Origin of the sequence: Pseudomonas fakonensis (assembly GCF_019139895.1) — a bacterium.
GTDB classification, from domain to species: Bacteria; Pseudomonadota; Gammaproteobacteria; order Pseudomonadales; family Pseudomonadaceae; genus Aquipseudomonas; species Aquipseudomonas fakonensis.
Window position 1 is genome coordinate 4,368,468 of record NZ_CP077076.1, and the last position, 17,467, is coordinate 4,385,934.

Annotated in this window: 17 protein-coding genes; all 17 read right to left on the bottom strand. The window is 64.8% G+C overall.

Annotated features, from left to right (window positions below; genetic code table 11):
• Positions 1-5 precede the first annotated feature (5 nt).
• The 17 genes from fliL to fliD all read right to left on the bottom strand — a co-directional run bounded on the left by fliL (position 6) and on the right by fliD (position 17,459).
• On the bottom strand, positions 6-503 hold the full coding sequence (gene fliL, locus KSS94_RS19150; protein ID WP_217839647.1) for a flagellar basal body-associated protein FliL: 498 nt from the start codon (positions 501-503) through the stop codon (positions 6-8).
• Between the two features lie 131 nt (positions 504-634).
• Complete coding sequence (locus KSS94_RS19155; RefSeq protein ID WP_217839648.1) at positions 635-1,993, bottom strand: flagellar hook-length control protein FliK; 1,359 nt, start codon at positions 1,991-1,993, stop codon at positions 635-637.
• 72 nt (positions 1,994-2,065) lie between these two features.
• Positions 2,066-2,413 carry an Hpt domain-containing protein gene (locus KSS94_RS19160; RefSeq protein ID WP_217839649.1) on the bottom strand — a complete coding sequence of 116 codons (348 nt, stop codon included), beginning with the start codon at positions 2,411-2,413 and terminating at the stop codon, positions 2,066-2,068.
• Positions 2,414-2,471: 58 nt separating this feature from the next.
• Positions 2,472-4,163, bottom strand: coding sequence for an ATP-binding SpoIIE family protein phosphatase (locus KSS94_RS19165; protein WP_217839650.1), 1,692 nt, complete (start codon positions 4,161-4,163; stop codon positions 2,472-2,474).
• 8 nt (positions 4,164-4,171) lie between these two features.
• Entirely contained in the window at positions 4,172-4,477 is a 306-nt protein-coding gene (locus tag KSS94_RS19170) for an STAS domain-containing protein (RefSeq protein WP_217839651.1), read from the bottom strand.
• A gap of 344 nt (positions 4,478-4,821) precedes the next feature.
• Positions 4,822-5,274, bottom strand: coding sequence for a flagellar export protein FliJ (gene fliJ, locus KSS94_RS19175; RefSeq protein WP_217839652.1), 453 nt, complete (start codon positions 5,272-5,274; stop codon positions 4,822-4,824).
• 3 nt (positions 5,275-5,277) lie between these two features.
• Positions 5,278-6,639, bottom strand: a complete 1,362-nt coding sequence (gene fliI, locus KSS94_RS19180) for a flagellar protein export ATPase FliI (protein ID WP_217839653.1) — start codon at positions 6,637-6,639, stop codon at positions 5,278-5,280.
• The gene (fliH, locus tag KSS94_RS19185; protein ID WP_217839654.1) at positions 6,629-7,399 is read right to left on the bottom strand and encodes a flagellar assembly protein FliH; all 771 of its coding nucleotides are present in this window, start codon (positions 7,397-7,399) and stop codon (positions 6,629-6,631) included. The genes fliI and fliH overlap by 11 nt, the downstream gene beginning before the upstream one ends.
• A gap of 104 nt (positions 7,400-7,503) precedes the next feature.
• Positions 7,504-8,523: a flagellar motor switch protein FliG gene (gene fliG, locus KSS94_RS19190; RefSeq protein WP_217839655.1), complete on the bottom strand. Its 1,020-nt coding sequence runs from the start codon at positions 8,521-8,523 to the stop codon at positions 7,504-7,506.
• A complete protein-coding gene (gene fliF, locus KSS94_RS19195; RefSeq protein ID WP_217839656.1) occupies positions 8,516-10,294 on the bottom strand; it encodes a flagellar basal-body MS-ring/collar protein FliF in 1,779 nt (592 codons plus the stop codon). The genes fliG and fliF overlap by 8 nt, the downstream gene beginning before the upstream one ends.
• A 15-nt stretch (positions 10,295-10,309) precedes the next feature.
• Positions 10,310-10,642, bottom strand: coding sequence for a flagellar hook-basal body complex protein FliE (gene fliE / locus KSS94_RS19200; RefSeq protein ID WP_217839657.1), 333 nt, complete (start codon positions 10,640-10,642; stop codon positions 10,310-10,312).
• Positions 10,643-10,748: 106 nt separating this feature from the next.
• Positions 10,749-12,125, bottom strand: a complete 1,377-nt coding sequence (locus KSS94_RS19205; protein ID WP_217839658.1) for a sigma-54-dependent transcriptional regulator — start codon at positions 12,123-12,125, stop codon at positions 10,749-10,751.
• Positions 12,125-13,336, bottom strand: a complete 1,212-nt coding sequence (locus KSS94_RS19210) for a sensor histidine kinase (RefSeq protein WP_217839659.1) — start codon at positions 13,334-13,336, stop codon at positions 12,125-12,127. Before KSS94_RS19210 ends, KSS94_RS19205 begins: the two co-directional genes overlap by 1 nt.
• A 210-nt stretch (positions 13,337-13,546) precedes the next feature.
• The gene (gene fleQ, locus KSS94_RS19215) at positions 13,547-15,022 is read right to left on the bottom strand and encodes a sigma-54 dependent transcriptional regulator (protein ID WP_217839660.1); all 1,476 of its coding nucleotides are present in this window, start codon (positions 15,020-15,022) and stop codon (positions 13,547-13,549) included.
• Positions 15,023-15,189: 167 nt separating this feature from the next.
• A complete protein-coding gene (locus KSS94_RS19220) occupies positions 15,190-15,486 on the bottom strand; it encodes a flagellar protein FliT (RefSeq protein WP_217839661.1) in 297 nt (98 codons plus the stop codon).
• 13 nt (positions 15,487-15,499) lie between these two features.
• Entirely contained in the window at positions 15,500-15,895 is a 396-nt protein-coding gene (fliS, locus tag KSS94_RS19225) for a flagellar export chaperone FliS (RefSeq protein WP_217839662.1), read from the bottom strand.
• Positions 15,896-16,049: 154 nt separating this feature from the next.
• Positions 16,050-17,459: a flagellar filament capping protein FliD gene (fliD, locus tag KSS94_RS19230; protein ID WP_217839663.1), complete on the bottom strand. Its 1,410-nt coding sequence runs from the start codon at positions 17,457-17,459 to the stop codon at positions 16,050-16,052.
• Positions 17,460-17,467 lie beyond the last annotated feature (8 nt).

Here is a 17,467-nt window from a genome sequence, read left to right on the forward strand (position 1 = left end):
TGCTCCTACTGCAATACGAAATTGGTGAACAGCAACTGGTCGACGACCGGCTTGCCGACTTCCTTCTGCGCCACTTCCTGCACCACCGCGGTGGCTTTCTGGCGCAGCATCTCCTGGCCTACCGGGCTTGCAGACAAGGTGTCGAAGCCCTGGCCGGAGAACATCATCACCAGGTTGTTACGGATCACCGGCATGTGCACCTTGAGGGCATCCAGGTCAGCCTGGTTGCGGCCCTGCATGGTGATGCTCAGCTGCATGTAGCGCTGGCGGCCGTTCTGGTTGAAGTTGACCACGAAGGCGGGGGCCAGCGGTTCGTAGATCGCCGGCTGCTTGACGTTGCTCGCCGCGGCTTCCGGCGCCGGAGCCGACTCGCTCTTGTGCATGAAGAACCAGGTGGCGCCCACCGAGAGGCCGACCGCCAGCAGCAGGGCCACTACCACCAGCAGGATCAGCTTGAGTTTGCCTTTAGCGGCGGGGTCTTTCACTGCGTCGCTCTTCGCCATGCCAATAATCCGTCGTCCATCAGGGTTTCAAAGAAGGATGACGAGGCTTGAGCAAGTGTTATGCCAGATTTGTCCGGGAGGGAATTTCTACAACGTCCGCCGCCCCCACAGGCGTGGGAGCGGCGGCGCAATCAGGCGTAATAGTCGACCGCGCTGTCGCCGATCACCACCTGCTGCTCGACCGGGCGCGTGGCATCCGCCAGCTCGCCACCCTCGCCTGCACCGTTGGCGGCGCGGCGAGCCGCCACACCGGACAGGTTCGAGCCATCTTGCTGGGCCTGCTGCTGTTGCTGGCCGCGCGACTGGTCAGCCACGCTCACGTCTGGCTGGGCCAGGCCCTGCTGGGCGAACAGCTCGCGCAGACGATGGACCTGGCTGTCGAGGGCGTCGCGCACCCCGGCATGGCCACTGACGAAGTGAATCTGGGTGGACTGGTCCGCCGCGACATTGACGCGAATGTCCAGGCGCCCGAGCTCGGCCGGCTCCAGCTGGATGTCTGCCGACTTGAGATTCTGGCTGGACAGGTACATCACCCGGTTGACCAGGCCTTCGGCCCAGGCGCCCTGATTCATGGCCAGGGGTTGCGCCAAGGGGCTCGGGGCCACTGGCACGGCATTGGCGGTCTTGGCGGTGGCAGCCTGGGTGAGGCTGGCCAGGCGGTTGGCAAAGTCGTCGACGCGGGTATCGCTGCTGGCGCTCTTGAGGTCTTTCAGGCCGTCGTCGATCAGCCCGGCAAAGGCCTTGTCACCCCCTTCGGAGCTGCCCGGTTCGGTTTCGGCCTTGCCCACCAGGTTCGCCAACGTATTGACGGCCGCCTGGTTCGGGTCAGTCGGCTGCTGGCTGGTGTTTTCGCTGCGGCTGCTGGCGGCATGGGCCGAGGTGGTGCCCTTGGCCTGGGCGCTCTGCTCGAGGGCCAGGCGCAGGGTCGGCATGTCGGCCAGCGGGTCGGCCGCAGGGTCGAACTCTTCGGCGGTGGCCGCCTGCAGCGGTGGCTGTTGCGCGGGCTGCGGCTGCTGCGCTGCAGACTGCAACATCGGCGCAACGGCCTCTGCCTGGGCCTGCAACAGCTGCGCGCCCGGCTGGGCATCGGTGACCTGGCCGGCCACCAGGGCCGAGTCCAGCAGTGCCGTTGCATCGCCATCACCGGCCTGGCTGGCGTCGGCAACCGGGGTAGCCGGGGCGCTGTCGTCAGCCCCCGCCGTGACTGGCAAGCTGTTGCCGTCATCGGCAACCTCGGCCTTGCCGGTATCGTCCTTCTTGCCGCTGGCGGCAGGCTCGGGCTTGTCCTTCGGTTTGGGTTGGGCAGGCGCCTGGGCCACCTTGTCATCGCGTGCCGGAACCTTGTCACGGCCCTGCCGGGCCATGACCTTGTCGAAGCCTGCGCCCTGATCGGCCGTGGGCTGCAGCGATTTGTCCGGCGCGCCGGCAACCGGGCGCGAAGCCTTGTTCAACAGGCCGGCTTGCAGCAATGGGTTGGGTGCGACAGGCATTGAAACATCTCCACGCCAGAAACTTTAAAAAACGTCTGGGTGAAGAAAAGCAAAACTCGCGCCAGGTTTGCATCAACCCGTCGAAATGCGTTGCCGCTCGCTACGGTAAAAGCGCTGCACCTCGCTGTATTCCTGGTCGATACGGTTGATCAGGTCTTCAATGCCGTACAACGGCACCTGCCTCACCCGCTCCTCCAGTTGCTGGCACAGCCGGGCCAACCCCACGGCGCCCATGTTGCTGCTGCTGCCCTTGAAGCTGTGCGCCGCCAAGCCGAGTTCCTCGGCATCCTTGGCCTCGTGCAGCTGGCTCAGGCGCCGCTCGGAATCTTCGAGGAAGGTTTCCAGCAATTGCAGGTAGCCATCTTCCATGACCTCCCGCAGGTCGCTAAGGACCTTGTGATCGATATGCATGTCCACCACTTGCTCACTCCCTGATCAAGCCTGTTTCACCAAGGCCCGACACACCGCCCGGGCCCACCTACCAATCGAACGTCACCTGCGCCAGGCGCCCGCCATCAAGCCATTGCGCAGTGCACCCCAGGCGCCTGACCAGGCTCAGCCCGCGGCCGCTGAAGCCTTGCTCATGCGGGCCGCGCGCCAATACCCTGGCGACGTCGAAACCAGCCCCGCTGTCGCGCACCTCGATCATCAGACGCCCGCCCTGGGCGCGGGGTTCCACCTTCAAGCCAATGCGCACGAAGCCCTCGACCCGGCTGGCCAGCCGCTCACCACGCTGGCGATAGTATTCCGAGAACCCCTGGGCATCGCGCTTGAGGCACGAATCCAGCCCCAGCACCCCGTGCTCCAGGGCATTGGAATACAGCTCGCTGAGCACACTGTGCAACATGCCGCTGACCGGCCTCAGCCCGTGAATTTCCTGCAACAGCTGCACCAGGTACGGCACCGGGTTGAAGCGGCGCAGGCTGTCACCGCGCAGCTCGAAGTCCATGGCCCAGTCCAGCGGGCTGGAACGGCCGCTGTCGGAGTACACCACCGGCTGCGGCGCCACGCTGTCAGGGCCGAGCATGCGCACATCGCACAGGCTGATATCGTCCCGCGGCTCGCCGCCAAAGCGCGCCAGGGCCTGCATCACTTCATCGAACAAACGCGCCGGCTCACGATTGGCGGCCAGCACTTGCTGCAAGCGGTGCACGCCGAACAGGTGCTCCTGGGCATCGCCAGTGTCCACTACGCCATCGGACAGCAACAACAGCCGTTCACCCTCGGTCAGTGGCAACACATGGGTGCTGTCGTCGAACTGCTCGGGGGGCAAGATACCCAGCGGCAGGTGGCGCGCTGGCAGCACCCCCAGCACCTCGCCATTTTCAGCCAGGTGGTAGGCATCAGGCATGCCGCCGCTCCACACTTCCACCGTGCCACGCTGGAAACTCAGGTTGAGCAGCAGCGCACAGCAAAACATGTCCACCGGCAAGATGCGCTTGAGCTTGGCGTTCATCTCGCGCAGCGTCTCGACCAGTCCGTAGCCCTTGGCGGTCATGCCATAGAACACCTCCGCCAATGGCATGGCGCCGACCGCGGCAGGCAGGCCGTGGCCGGTGAAATCGCCGAGCAGCACATGCATGTCGCCACTCGGGGTAAACGCGGCCAGCAGCAGATCGCCATTGAACAACGCGTAGGGCGACTGCAGATAACGGATATTTGGCGCGCTCAGGCAGCCGGAATGTGCCACCTTGTCGAACACCGCCTTGGCCACCCGCTGCTCGTTGAGCAGGTGGTGGTGGTGGCGGGTGATCTGGTCGCGCTGCTCCAGCACCGTGGCCTGCAGCCGGCGCAGGCGGTCCATGGCGCGGATCTTCGCCGCCAGAATCACCGCACTGTAGGGCTTGGCCATGAAATCGTCGCCGCCGGCCTCCAGGCAGCGCACCAGCGCCTCTTCCTCGTTGAGCGAGGTGAGAAAGATGATCGGCACCAGTGCTTCGCCGGCCAGCGCCTTGATTTGCCGGGCGGCCTCGAAACCGTCCATCACCGGCATCAGCGCATCCAGCAACACCAGCTGCGGGCGCTGCTCGAGAAACAAGCGCACCGCCTGTTCGCCGTTTTCTGCGGTGCACACCTCGTGGCCCTGACGGCGGACGATCTGCGCCAGCAGCATCCGGTCGGTGGCACCGTCCTCGGCCACCAGCACACGCAACGCCTGGGCGTCAGGCATGGTGATGCTCAACTGATATCGAACAGTTTTTCGAAGTTGGAGATGGCCAGGATCTTGCGCACATCGGGGCTGGCATGGACCACGCGAATGTCCGACTCCTCGCCGCCGACGTGGTCGCGCAGCAACAGCAGCATGCCCAGCGCCGAACTGTCGAGATAGGTGGCCTCCCTCAGGTCGACCACCACCGAGTCCGGGGCCGGGTGCTGGCGCTCGTAGGCATCGCGAAACTCCTGATGCTTGCCGAAATCGAAGCGCCCCTTGACCTTGATCGTCAGCTTTTTTCCGTCCTGTGAAAAATCAGTTTCGACTGCCATGCGAGCGATTCCTTCGATGATGGCGAATGCGGCTTATGGAAGGTTTAGCAGTGCGCACCCCGGGGTGCAAGCTTGCCCTGCCTTGTGCTGTCGCGCAGAGAACTGGTCTCGCAGATACGCCACGATCTCTGTGGGAAGCGGCCTTGTGTCGCGATGGGCCGCGACGCGGCCCCGAGGTCTCAGCCTCATGCAAGACTGCCGGGGCTGCTGCGCAGCCCATCGCGGCACAAGGCCGTTTCCCACAGGGACCGTGTTAAATCAATGAGTTGCAGTTTTTCTGTGGGAGCGGCTTTAGCCGCGAACACCGGCGCAGCCGGTGCCATCCACCGCGTCGTGCAGCCGGCTCAGAGCGGATTTTGCCGGGGCAGGCGCTGGGACAGTTCGTCGAGCAGGCGCTGCTCGCGCTTGTCTTCGGCGCGCCGAGCTTCGTCCAGGTAGCGCTGCACCAGCTTGCGCAGGCCTTCCACCCGGGCATAAGCCTGCTGCCAGGCGCCGCGGGCGTTGTTGAGGTTGTTCTGATGCCAGGCCATGCTCTGGCGCTGCTGGGTCATGGCGGTTTCCAGCTGGCCGAGAAAGCGCTGGTAGTTGACCAGCCAGTTACCGTTTACGCCCGTGCCGCCACGGTTGATCCACTGCGCCTGGTAACCCTCGCGGAAGGTTTCAAGCTCGGCCAGTTTGGCCTGGGCCTGGGCCAGCTGCTGCTGGAAATGCCCAAGGCGCTGCGCGGCCTTGCGCTCGGCCTCCTCGGCCATTTCCACCACCGGCGCCAGGCGCGCGGCGCGACTTGGCTGGGCCATGGCTTAGCGGCCCGCCCCGGGCGGAGTGAAGATCGCTTCGAGCTCGGCGCGGCTCTGGGCCATGGGCACGTTCTCGTCCAGGCCCTGGCGCAGGTAATCGACCATTTTCGGTTGCAGGGCAATGGCCAGGTCGGTTTCCGGGTCGCCCCCGGCCACATAGGCACCGACGCTGATCAGGTCACGGCTTTGCGACAGGCGCGACCACAGCTGCTTGAGCTTCTGCGCCTGGCGCAGGTGATCGGCATCGACCACCTGGGGCATGACCCGACTGATCGAGGCTTCGATGTCGATGGCCGGGTAGTGGCCCTCTTCGGCCAGCCGGCGCGACAGCACGAAGTGGCCGTCGAGCACACCCCGCGCCGAGTCGGCGATCGGGTCCTGCTGGTCGTCACCTTCGGACAATACGGTATAGAACGCGGTGATCGAGCCACCGCCGGGCTCGCCGTTACCGGCACGCTCCACCAGTTTGGGCAGCTTGGCGAACACCGACGGCGGGTAGCCACGGGTGGCTGGCGGTTCGCCGATGGCCAGGGCGATTTCCCGCTGGGCCTGGGCGAAACGGGTCAAGGAGTCCATCAGCAGCAGGACGTTCTTGCCCTTGTCGCGGAAATACTCGGCAATGCGGGTGCAGTACATGGCCGCACGCAAGCGCATCAGCGGCGCATCGTCGGCGGGCGATGCCACCACCACCGAACGCTTGAGCCCTTCTTCACCGAGAATGTGCTCGATGAACTCCTTCACCTCGCGGCCCCGCTCGCCGATCAGCCCGACCACGATGATCTCGGCCTCGGTAAAGCGGGTCATCATGCCGAGCAACACCGACTTACCCACACCGGTACCGGCGAACAGGCCCAGGCGCTGGCCGCGACCAACGGTGAGCAGGCCGTTGATGCTGCGAATGCCCACGTCCAGCGGCTGGCTGATGGGGTCGCGGTTGAGCGGGTTGATGATCGGGCCGTCCATCGGCACCCAGTCTTCGGCCTTCATGCCGCCCTTGCCGTCCAGCGCGCGGCCGGCGCCGTCGAGCACCCGACCGAGCATGCTCATGCCCATGGGCAGGCGGCCATTGTCGTCCAGCGGCACCACCCGCGCCCCGGGCGCAAGGCCGACGATACTGCCCACCGGCATGAGGAACACCTTGGCGCCGGCAAAGCCCATCACCTCGGCCTCCACCTGCACCGGGTGGTAGCTGTCGTCGTTGATCACCAGGCAGCGGCTGCCCACCGCGGCGCGCAGGCCTTCGGCCTCGAGCGTCAGACCGACCATACGCAGCAGGCGGCCTTCGACCACCGGCTGGTCGGGCAGCTTCACCGCGCCTTGGTAGCTTTCCAGGCGCTTGCCGAAGCTGGTGCGGTCAAGGCGCATCGTCTTCACCGGCTGGCACGTCCAGCTCTACCGAAATGTCCGGGGCGGCCGGGTGCAGCGACTGGTCATGGGACTGGTCGTACAGTTGCGCGATGGCCTTTTCGATGCGGGTTTCCATGGTCGCGTCGATGCGGCTGTGGGCCGTTTCGATGCGGCAGCCACCAGGCATCAGCGCCTCGTCTTCGAGCAGCTTCCAGCTTTCTTCGTGCCGCTCGCGCAGGGCCTTGGCCAGCTCGAAGTCCTGCGGGTTGAGGTGAATGCGAATATTGTCGGCGCCCATCGGCAGCAGCTTCAGGGCTTCACGCAACACATGGGTGATCTGGCTGGAGTCGGTCTTGAGTTCGCGACCGATCACCTGACGGGTCATGTGTGCCACCAGTTGCACCAGGCCCTTCTCGATCTGGGTGTCCTGTTCGGCGATGGGCTCGAGCAGGTGCTGCATGAGTTGTTCGAGGCTGGCCAGCTTGGCGGCCAGGGCGACTTCCGCCTCCTGGCGCACCTTCAGCTGGGTGCTGTGGAAGCCTTCACGCTCACCGGTGGCGAAGCCTTCGTTGTAGGCCTCCTGGCGGATGGCCTCGAGTTCTTCGAGGGTCAGTGGCTGGACTTCCTCCAGCGGTACCTCCTCGACCTCCTCGACGATTTCCGGCTCAGGTTCCGGCTCGGGTTCGGGCTCCGGGTCGAAGCTGGGCAGCGCCCACACATCGACGCCCTCGAGGTCGCGGGCGCGGATCAGGTCGCTGGGGTGTTCGGTGGTGGACATGCTCAAAAGCCTCGTTAGCTACAAGGTTCAAGTTTCAAGTTGCAAGCAACAGCAGCCCCACTCGGCCTGCTGTTGCTTGTCACTTGTCGCTTGAAGCTCGCCGCTTAAATCATTTCCTCGGCGCCCTTGCCACCGAGCACGATCTCGCCGGCCTCGGCCATGCGACGGGCGATGGTGAGGATTTCCTTCTGCGCCGTTTCCACGTCGCTGACCCGTACCGGGCCCTTGGCCTCGAGGTCGTCGCGCAGCAGTTCCGAGGCACGTTTGGACATGTTCTTGAAGATCTTGTCCTTGACCCGCTCGTCGGCGCCCTTGAGCGACACCACCAACACGTCGGAGGACACTTCGCGCAGCAGCGCCTGGATACCACGGTCGTCGACGTCGGCCAGGTTGTTGAAGACGAACATCAGGTCTTCGATCTGCTCGGACAGGTCGCTGTCGATCTCGCGGATCGAGTCCATCAGCGCGCCCTCTACCGAACTGTCGAGGAAGTTCATGATGTCGGCGGCGCGCTTGATGCCGCCCAGGGTGGTGCGCGCGGCATTGGAGTTGCCCGAGAACTGCTTCTCGAGGATCTGGTTCAGCTCCTTGAGCGCGGCCGGCTGTACGGTGTTCAGCGACGATACGCGCAAGACGATGTCCAGGCGCACCTTGTGGTCGAAGTTGCTCAGCACTTCACCGGCCTGGTCGGGGTCGAGGTAGGCGACCACGATGGCCTGGATCTGCGGGTGCTCGTAGCGGATGACGTCGGCCACGGCGCGCGGCTCCATCCACTTGAGGCTGTCCAGGCCGCTGGTGTTGCCGCCCAGCAGGATGCGGTCGATCAGGCCGTTGGCTTTGTCTTCGCCCAGCGCCTGGTTGAGCATCTTGCGGATGTAGCCGTCGGAGCCGACACCCAGGCTGGTCTGGTCGCCGACGATCTCGACGAACTCGCTCATCACCTGCTCGACCTGTTCGCGATGGACGTTGCCCATCTGCGCCATGGCCACGCCGACCCGCTGCACTTCCTTCGGGCCCATGTGGCGCAGCACCTGCGCAGCATCGGTCTCGCCCAGCGAGAGCAGGAGGATGGCCGCTTTGTCGACGCGGCTCAGCTTGGCGGTAACGGCTCGGTTGTCACTCATCGTCGTTGATCCACTCTTTCACGACCTGGGCCACGCGGCCCGGGTCTTCGGCCACCAGGCCCTTGATTGCGTTGAGCTGCGCCTCGTAACCCTCGGTCGGGCTCGGCAACAGAATGCTTGTCGGGCCACCCAGGCTGACGCGGTCGTTGGCCAGTTCGCCATCCAGACCGATCATGCCGCCCAGCTCCATGTCGCTATCTGCGGCAGCTTGCTTGCCACCGCCGGTGATGTTGTTGAGCACCGGACGCAGTACGCCGAATACCAGCACCAGGATGAACAGCACGCCCAGCACCTGCTTGACGATGTCCCAGAACCACGGCTGCGAGTAGAACGGAATGTCTGCCAGCTCGTCGCCACGGTCGGCGGCGAACGGCACGTTGATCACGGTAACGCTGTCGCCACGGCTGGCATCGAAGCCCACCGCGTCCTGCACCAGGCGGGTGAAACGCGCCAAATCCTCGGCGCCCCAAGGGGTGCGGGTGGCTTCGCCGCTGGCAGCGTCGAGCTTGACCTGGTCGTCCACCACCACGGCTACCGACAGACGGGTCAGGCGACCCTGCTGCTGGCGGGTGTGGCTGATGGAGCGGTCCAGCTCGAAGTTCTTGGTGCTTTGCTGGCGCTTGTCGCTCGGGTACGGGGCGAGCATCGGCTGGCCGGTGGCCGGGTCCATGACCTGCTGGCCGTTGGAGTCGACCAGCGGCTGGCCTGGCTGAATCGGGCCTGCCGCGCCGGCGGCACCGCCAGTGGTCTGCGGCGCAGTGGCCGGGCCTGGCGGCTGGTTGCTCAGGGCGCCAGGCACGCCTTGCGGGCCCTGGCTGCTGGAGCGTTGCTCGTTGACCGACTGCTCGCTGCGCAGGGCCGGCTGGTCGGGGTTGAACTGCTCGGAAGTGGACTCCACCGCGCTGAAGTCGACGTCGGCCGACACTTCGGCCTTGTAGCGGTCGTTACCCAGCACCGGCTGCAGGATGTTGTGCACACGCTGGGTGAGCATGCCTTCCATGCGGCGGCTGTAGTCGAACTGCTTGCCGGCCATGGTCAGGGCGGTGTCCTGGATCTGCTCGGAGAGCAGGTTGCCCTTCTGGTCGACCACGGTCACCTGGGACTTGTCCAGCTCAGGCACGCTGGTGGCTACCAGGTTGACGATGGCCATTACCTGGCCGGCTTCCAGGGCACGGCCCGGGTACAGCTCGACCAGTACCGAGGCGCTTGGCTTGCGCTCGTCACGCACGAACACCGAGCTTTTCGGGATGGCCAGGTGTACGCGGGCGGCCTTGACGTTGTTCAGGCTCGACACGGTGCGCGCCAGTTCGCCTTCCAGGCCACGGCGGTAGCGGGTGGCTTCCATGAACTGGCTGGTGCCCAGGCCCTGCTCCTTGTCGAGCAGCTCGAAGCCGATATTGCCATCGCTCGGCGCCACGCCGGCCGCTGCGAGTTTAAGGCGCGCACGGGAGAGGTCGTCGGCCTTGACCAGCAGGGCGCCGGAGTTCGGCTCCACGCGATAGGGAATGTCGGAGCTGGCCAGGGTATCCATGACCTGCTTGGTGTCCATGCCGGCCAGGCTGCCATACAGCGGACGGTAGTCCGGCTGCTGCGACCACAGCACGACGGCAAAACCGATGGCCACGCTTGCGGCCAGACCGACCAGCAGGCCGACCTGACGCAGCATGGGCATCTGCGAAATGTTTTCCAGGAACGCCATGCCGAACAGCGGCGGCTTGGCTGCTGGCGGGCCGCTTTTGGCGGGGGCGTTATCGACGACTGCTTCGGCCATGACTCAACTCTCGCCTTAAACCGGCATCTGCATGATGTCCTGGTACGCTTGCACCAGCTTGTTACGCACCTGGGTCAGTGCCTGGAACGACACGGAGGCCTTTTGCGAGGCGATCATCACGTCGGTCAGGTCGACACCGCTCTTGCCGATCTCGAAGGCGTTGGACAGCTGGGTGGAAGCCTGCTGCACATCGTTCACCTTGCCGATGGCCTGGCCGAGCATGTCGGCGAAGCTGCTCTGCCCCGGCGCCAGCTCGGGGGCGGCAGCAACTTTGGGCAGCGACATGGCATCGGCCTGCATGGCACGCATGTCCAACATCAGACGATTGAATTCAACACCTTGGGTCATGGACTTCTCTCTCCGGCGGCCGCATTTTTTTGACAGTCATGCAGCGGATAGGCTGGAACTAGCAAGAGGAGTGCCAGCCCGCCCATCGGTCATTCAAAACGGTGTATCAGCCGAACAGGCTGGCTTCCACATCGAGCCCTGCGTCGCGCATCTGTGCGAGCTTGTAGCGCAGCGTGCGCGGGCTGATGCCCAGGCGCTCGGCCGCCTCCTTGCGACGCCCGCGCTCGGCGCGCAGGGTGTCGATGATCATCTGGTATTCATGACGGCGCATGTCATCGCCCAGACCACCCGCCTCGACCGTCAAATCATCGGATAATGGCACCGTAGTGGCCACCGCCGGGCTCGACAACGGAATGACGCCTGCCAGACAGAAATCCGCCGCCTCGATCACCCCGCCCTGCTGCAGGATCAGCGCACGCTGCAGTGCGTTGTCCAGTTCACGCACGTTGCCCGGCCAGGCATGGGCCTGCAGGCAGGCGCGCGCGTCAGCCGACAGGCGTACCGGGGCGTGCTTCATCTTGCCGACATGGCGGGCGAGCAGGCGCTCGGCCAGCGGCAGAATGTCGGCCGGGCGCTCGCGCAGGGCGCGCCAGGCCAGGGGGAACACCGACAGGCGGTAGTACAGGTCTTCGCGGAAACGCCCGGCGGCGACTTCACCAGCCAGGTCACGGTTGGTGGTGGCCAGCACGCGAATATTCAGGGCGATCGGCTTGCGCCCCCCTACCCGCTCCACTTCACGCTCCTGCAGCACCCGCAGCAGCTTGGCCTGCAAGGCCAGGGGCATTTCCGAAATTTCGTCGAGCAGCAAGGTGCCGCCATCGGCCTGCTCGAACTTGCCGGGCTGGGCGGCGATGGCGCCGGTGAACGAGCCCTTCTCGTGGCCGAACAGGGTGGCCTCGAGCATGTTGTCGGGGATTGCCGCGCAGTTGATCGCCACGAACGGCGCCGCTGCACGGGGCGACTGCTGATGAATGTAGCGCGCCAGCACTTCCTTGCCGGTGCCGGACTCGCCGGAAATGAGCACGGTCGAGTCGCTGCGCGCCACGCGCGCGGCCAGCTCAAGCAACTGCCGGCTGGCCGGCTCGCTGGCCACCGGGCCGTCCTGCTCGGCGTCTCCCAGCTGGCCTGCGGCGTGGCGCTCCACCAGGCTGATCAGCGCACGGGGCTCGAAAGGCTTGACCAGATAGTCCACCGCCCCCTGGCGCATGGCATCCACGGCGCGCTCGACCGCAGCATGGGCGGTCATCAGCAGCACCGGCAGCTCGGGGTGGTTGCGCCCCAGTTGCGCCAGCAGCTGGTGGCCGTCCATGCCGGGCATGTTGACGTCGCTGACCACTAGGCTGAACGGCTCCTCACCCACTGCCTGGATGGCCTCCTCGGCCGACCCCACGGCGCGGTGGGCGAAACCGCCGATCTCGAGGGTATCGACCAGGGCCTGGCGCAATACACGGTCGTCTTCGACCAGCAATACCTTGATATCCATCACTGCGCCTCCTGCGCACCGATCAACGGCAGCACCACCTGGGCACAGGTGCCGCGCCCGGGCTTGGAACGCAGGCTCAGGCTGCCCTGGTGGGCACGTACCACAGCCTGCACCACCGCCAGGCCCAGCCCGGTACCGGTGGCCTTGGTGGTGAGGAACGGCTCGCCCAGGCGCGCCAGCAATTCGGCGTCGATGCCAGTGCCGGCATCGCTGATGCACAGGTGCAGGCTGTGCTCGCGGCGGTACAGGTGCACTTTGAGGCGCGCGGGCTCGGTACTGGCCTGCAGGGCGTTGTCGATCAGGTTGAGCAAGGCGCCGACCAGGGTGTCGCGATTGCACAGCAGCTCACCCAGCTGGGTGTCGCACTGCCAGCGCACCGCATGGCCCTGTACATGGGCCTGGGCCGCATGCTGCAAGGCCTGAAACAGCGCCTTCGGGGTCAGCCGGTCGCCCAGCGGCAGCTCGCCGCGGGCGAACACCAGCATGTCGCGCACCTGGTGCTCCAGCTCCAGCAGGCGCTCTTTCAGGCTGCTGGCAAAACGTTGACGGGTTTCGAACGGCAGGTCGCGCTCGCCATCGGCCAGGTGGCCGGCGTAGAGCATCGCCGCCGACAGCGGCGTGCGGATTTGATGGGCGAGCGAGGCCACCATGCGGCCCAGGGAAGACAGCCGCTCGTGGCGCGCCAGCTGGTCCTGCAGGCGACGGGTCTCAGTCAGATCGGTCAGCAACACCAGCTGGCCAGGCTCGGCGTCCAGCGAACGGGTGGCGATGGACAGGCGGCGGCCGTCACGCAGCGACACTTCATGGCCGTCATCCTTGCGCGGGGCGAAACTGCGGGCGATCACCTGGCGCCACAGCTGGCCGATCAGCGGCTCGCCCAATAGCTCGCAGGCGGTCGGGTTGGCCTCGCAGACGTAGCCCTGGGCGTCGATCACGATCACCCCGCCCGGCAGCAGATCCAGCAGGTTCTGCAGGCGGTTGGCCAGGCGCTCTTTCTCGCCAAGCTCAGCCATACGCTGCGCGCTGACCACCTCCAGCTCGCCCTTGAGCTCGCTGACGCGCGCCTCGAGCATGCCGTAGGACTCGGTAAGCTGGGTGGAAACCTGGTTGAACAGGGCGAACGCCTGCTCGAGGCCCAGCCGACTTTCCTGCTCGACCGGGATGCTCGCCTGCAAAGCAGGAACTCGGGACTTGTGGGCGGCCTGGGGCATCGTGCTCTCTCGCATGGCTGACCGTCATAAAAACGGTGTGATGCCAGCGGTGTAGCAATAGCCGTGCCGGGGATGGGGGATTGGCGCCGAGCAAGGCCGACTTGCCCTTGTAGGAGCCGGCTTGCCGGCGATTGCGCCCTATCAGACAACGGTGTTGTGCCTGCAGACGCCATCGCCGGCAAGCCGGCTCCTACAGGGGCAGTGAAACCGTCAATCCTCCGCCTGTTCCTCGCCGCCCTGGCGGCTCATGCCGTACTTGCGCATCTTTTCCACCAGCGTGGTGCGGCGGATGCGCAGGCGTTCGGCGGCCCGGGCGACGATGCCGTTGGCATCGTCCAGCGCCTGCTGGATCAAGCCCTGCTCGAGGCTGCCGAGGTAGTCCTTCAGGTCCAGGCCTTCTGGCGGCAGCATGGCGGGGTTGGCGAAGCTTGGCGTATGGCCGTTGATCGCCACGCGCTCTTCGAGGTCGCTGCGCAGGCTGTCGACCAGTTGCTCGTCTTCGTCGTCGACGTAGCGGAATTTCTTCGGCAGCTCCGACACACCGATCACCCCGTAGGGGTGCATGATCGCCATGCGCTCCACCAGGTTGGCCAGCTCGCGTACGTTGCCCGGCCAGCCGTGGCGGCACAGCGACATGATCGAGGCGGAGTTGAAGCGGATCGAGCCGCGCTTCTCGTGCTCCATACGCGAAATCAGCTCGTTCATCAGCAGCGGGATGTCCTCGACGCGCTCGCGCAGCGGGGCCATCTCGATGGGGAAGACGTTCAGCCGGTAGTACAGGTCTTCGCGGAAAGTGCCGTCCTCGATCATGCTTTCGAGGTTTTTGTGGGTGGCCGCGATGATGCGCACGTCGATGCTCTGGGTCTTGTTGCTACCCACGCGTTCGAATGTGCGTTCCTGCAGCACCCGCAGCAGCTTGACCTGCATCGGCAGCGGCATGTCGCCGATTTCGTCGAGGAACAGCGTGCCGCCGTTGGCCAACTCGAAACGCCCGGCACGGCTGGTGATGGCCCCGGTGAAGGCGCCCTTCTCGTGACCGAACAGTTCGCTTTCGAGCAATTCTGCCGGGATGGCACCGCAGTTGACCGGCACGAACGGCGCTTCGCGGCGTTTGGAGTGATAGTGCAGGTTGCGCGCCACCACCTCTTTACCGGTGCCGGACTCACCCAGAATCAGCACACTGGCGTCGGTATCGGCCACCTGCTGCATCATCTGCCGCACATGCTGGATGGCACGGCTGGTGCCAACCAGGCTGCGGAACAGGTTGGGCTCGCGCTGGCGACCGCGCTCGCGGGCCTGGTCGTACATCTCACGATAGACCTGAGCCCGGTGCAGCGAATCGAGCAATTGGCTGTAGCTCGGCGGCATCTCGAGGTTGGACAGCACACGGCGGCGCAGGTCCTCAGGGAACTCCGCCGAAGAAATTTCACCCAGAAGCAGCACTGGAAGGAACTCATCCCACCCTGCCACTGTCTTAAGCAACCCGAGCACACCGGCTGGAGCATTTACCGCCCCGATCAGCACGCACAGCACTTCGCGGCTCGACGACAAGGCCTCGACCGTCTGCTGCCAGTTGTCACTGGAGCACGGCAGGTTTTCTTCGCCGAGGAAATTCAGGACCACCGCCAGATCGCGGCGGCGGGCGCTGTCGTCATCGATCAGGAGAATCTTGGTTTCACGCCACATGCAATAGCAACTTCCCTAGTCATATCGGCGCCCGTGGGGCGTGCTCGACATCATTCCGACTGAATGGTCAGTGTTCGGACGTCTGAAATTCGAAAACAGCCACTAGTTAAGTCAAAAAACAGCGTGCAGTCAATTTAATGGCGCGCTATTTCTCGTGTTATTCGTGGTCAGGTGAACAGATGGTATACCTTCGCCGCGTTTTTTGCCTGACGTAACTGCGCCATCTCGTCGACTATCGATTGACGCTCACCGCTTGCCACGTCGATCAGCTGACGGTAAACCTCCAGCAGCTCTTCCAGGCTGGCGCGCACTTCGACTTCGTTGACCAGCGCCTCGGCCAGCACATCCTCGACGCAAATACGGCACTCAAGGTCGAGAGCGCCGACCGCATCCCAGTCACGGCTGGCCAACGCTGCCAGCAACGCATCCCGGGTTCGCTCGATACGCTCGATCACCTCGCTCATACAACCTCCCGGCTCAAGGTGCCGTCGACTGCCCGCCGACCGCATCCCAGCCTTCCTTGACGGTGGCCAGCAAGCCGCGGACCTCCTCCAGAATAGCCGGGTCGTTGTGCATGTTGGCCTCGCTCAGACGGCGGGTCATGTACAGGTAGAGGTTGTCGAGGCGATTGAGTTCATCGGTCATGTTGTCGCGGTCAAGGCCGTCCCGCAGGCCGCCAATGATGCCGATGGCCTTGCCGATGGCAATACCCTTGCCGGCAAGGTCCTTGCGTTGCATGGAGCCACTGGCCTGGGCGATACGGTCCAGGCCGCCTTCCATCAGCATTTGCACCAGACGATGCGGGCTCGCCTCGGAGGTCTGCGCCTGGGCGCCGATCTTCTGGTACTGCCGAAGGGCTAACATTGGGTTCATGGGTACCTCGTCACCACGGGGGTTGCTGTATGACCGGGCTATCGGCGCGGCGTCAAAAAACTTTAGCGAGAATACAAAAAGCCCGACGGAGCGTCACGCTTCGTCGGGCTTTTGGCGTTGGTTTTTCAGCCTCGGTCCATGCCGGGCCTGCCGGTCAGGAGTTCTTCTGCTGAGCCGCCATCGCCTCGAAGATGGACGTCACGGTGTCGCGCTGGGAGTTCAGCTGGCCGACCAGGGTGTCCATGTTGTTGTACTTCTTGGTCAACGACGCCTCGAGGTCCTTGATACGCGCATCCAGGGCGGTCTGCTCCAGCTCCAGCGATTTTTTCGCCGACTCCAGCGACTTGTTGCGGGTGTCCAGCACGCCGCCGCTGGTCGAGAACGGCTCCATGGCCTTGGTCATGCGGTCGAGCACGCCGCCATCACCGTTGAACAGGTTCTGCACCTCGCCACCGAGCTTCTGATCGTTGATGGCCTTGGTGAACTTGGTGCTGTCGAACTCCAGCATGCCGCTGGCCTGGGAGGTGTTGATACCCAGCTGCGACAGTACGGTCAGCTGCCCGGAACCTGACGTCGCCGGAACCACCAGCTCGTTGCGCAGCGCAGTCAGGATGCTGCGCACGGCCGAGTCACCCGCCAGCGCCGGGGTATTCCAGGTGCCGTCGGCACCCTGCACCGACTTGCTCACGGTGTTGATGTTCAGCACCAGCGAGTTGTAGGCGTCGACGAAAGACTGCAGGGAGGTCTTCAGGCCGTCGGTGTTGGCGGTCACGCCAATCGATACCGACGAGTTGGTGTCGGTCTTGGCCAGCAGCTCGAAGGTCATGCCGCTGATCGCGTTCTCGACCTTGTTCGACTTGCTGGTGAGGGCCATGCCATCGATGTTGAATTCGGCATCCTTGGCCAGCTCGCCAACGCGCCCAGACCCACCGGCAGCGGTCATTTCAGCAGCCGGGTCGATGGTCATCACGCCAGTGACGGAGATGTCCGAGTCCTTGCCCATGGTGTCGGAGCTCAACACCAGGCGCGAGCCCTGCCCGTCGTTGACGATGTTGGCCGTGTAACCCTTGGACGTCGCCTGGGCGTTGATGGCGTCACGGGTTTGCTGCAGCGTGGCGCCGGCCGGGATGGTGACATCGAAACTGGTGCCGTTCTGGGTCAGGGTCAGGGTGCCGCCACTGGCAGACACCACCGAGCTGCTGTCGGTGTAACGGTCACTGGCCACCCGCGAGGCGGTAGCCAGTTGCGAGACCTGTACCGAATAGCTGCCATTGACCGCGGAACTGCCGGCAGTGGCCTTGACGGTCTTGTCGTTGGAGCTGGTAGCCACCGACCCCAGGAACGCCGGGTCAGTAGCGCTGTTGAGCTTCTCCAGCGTACTTTTGAACGCCGTCAGCGCGCTCTTGAGGCCACCAACCGCCGAAATCGACGCGGTGTTGGCCGAGGTACGGCGGTCGAGCTGGCTTTGCTTGGGGGTTTTCTCAGCATTAACCAGGGCCTCCACAATGGCCGTAGTATTGAGGCCGGAACCCAGGCCCAAACTCGGTAGAATTGGACTTGCCATTACAAACT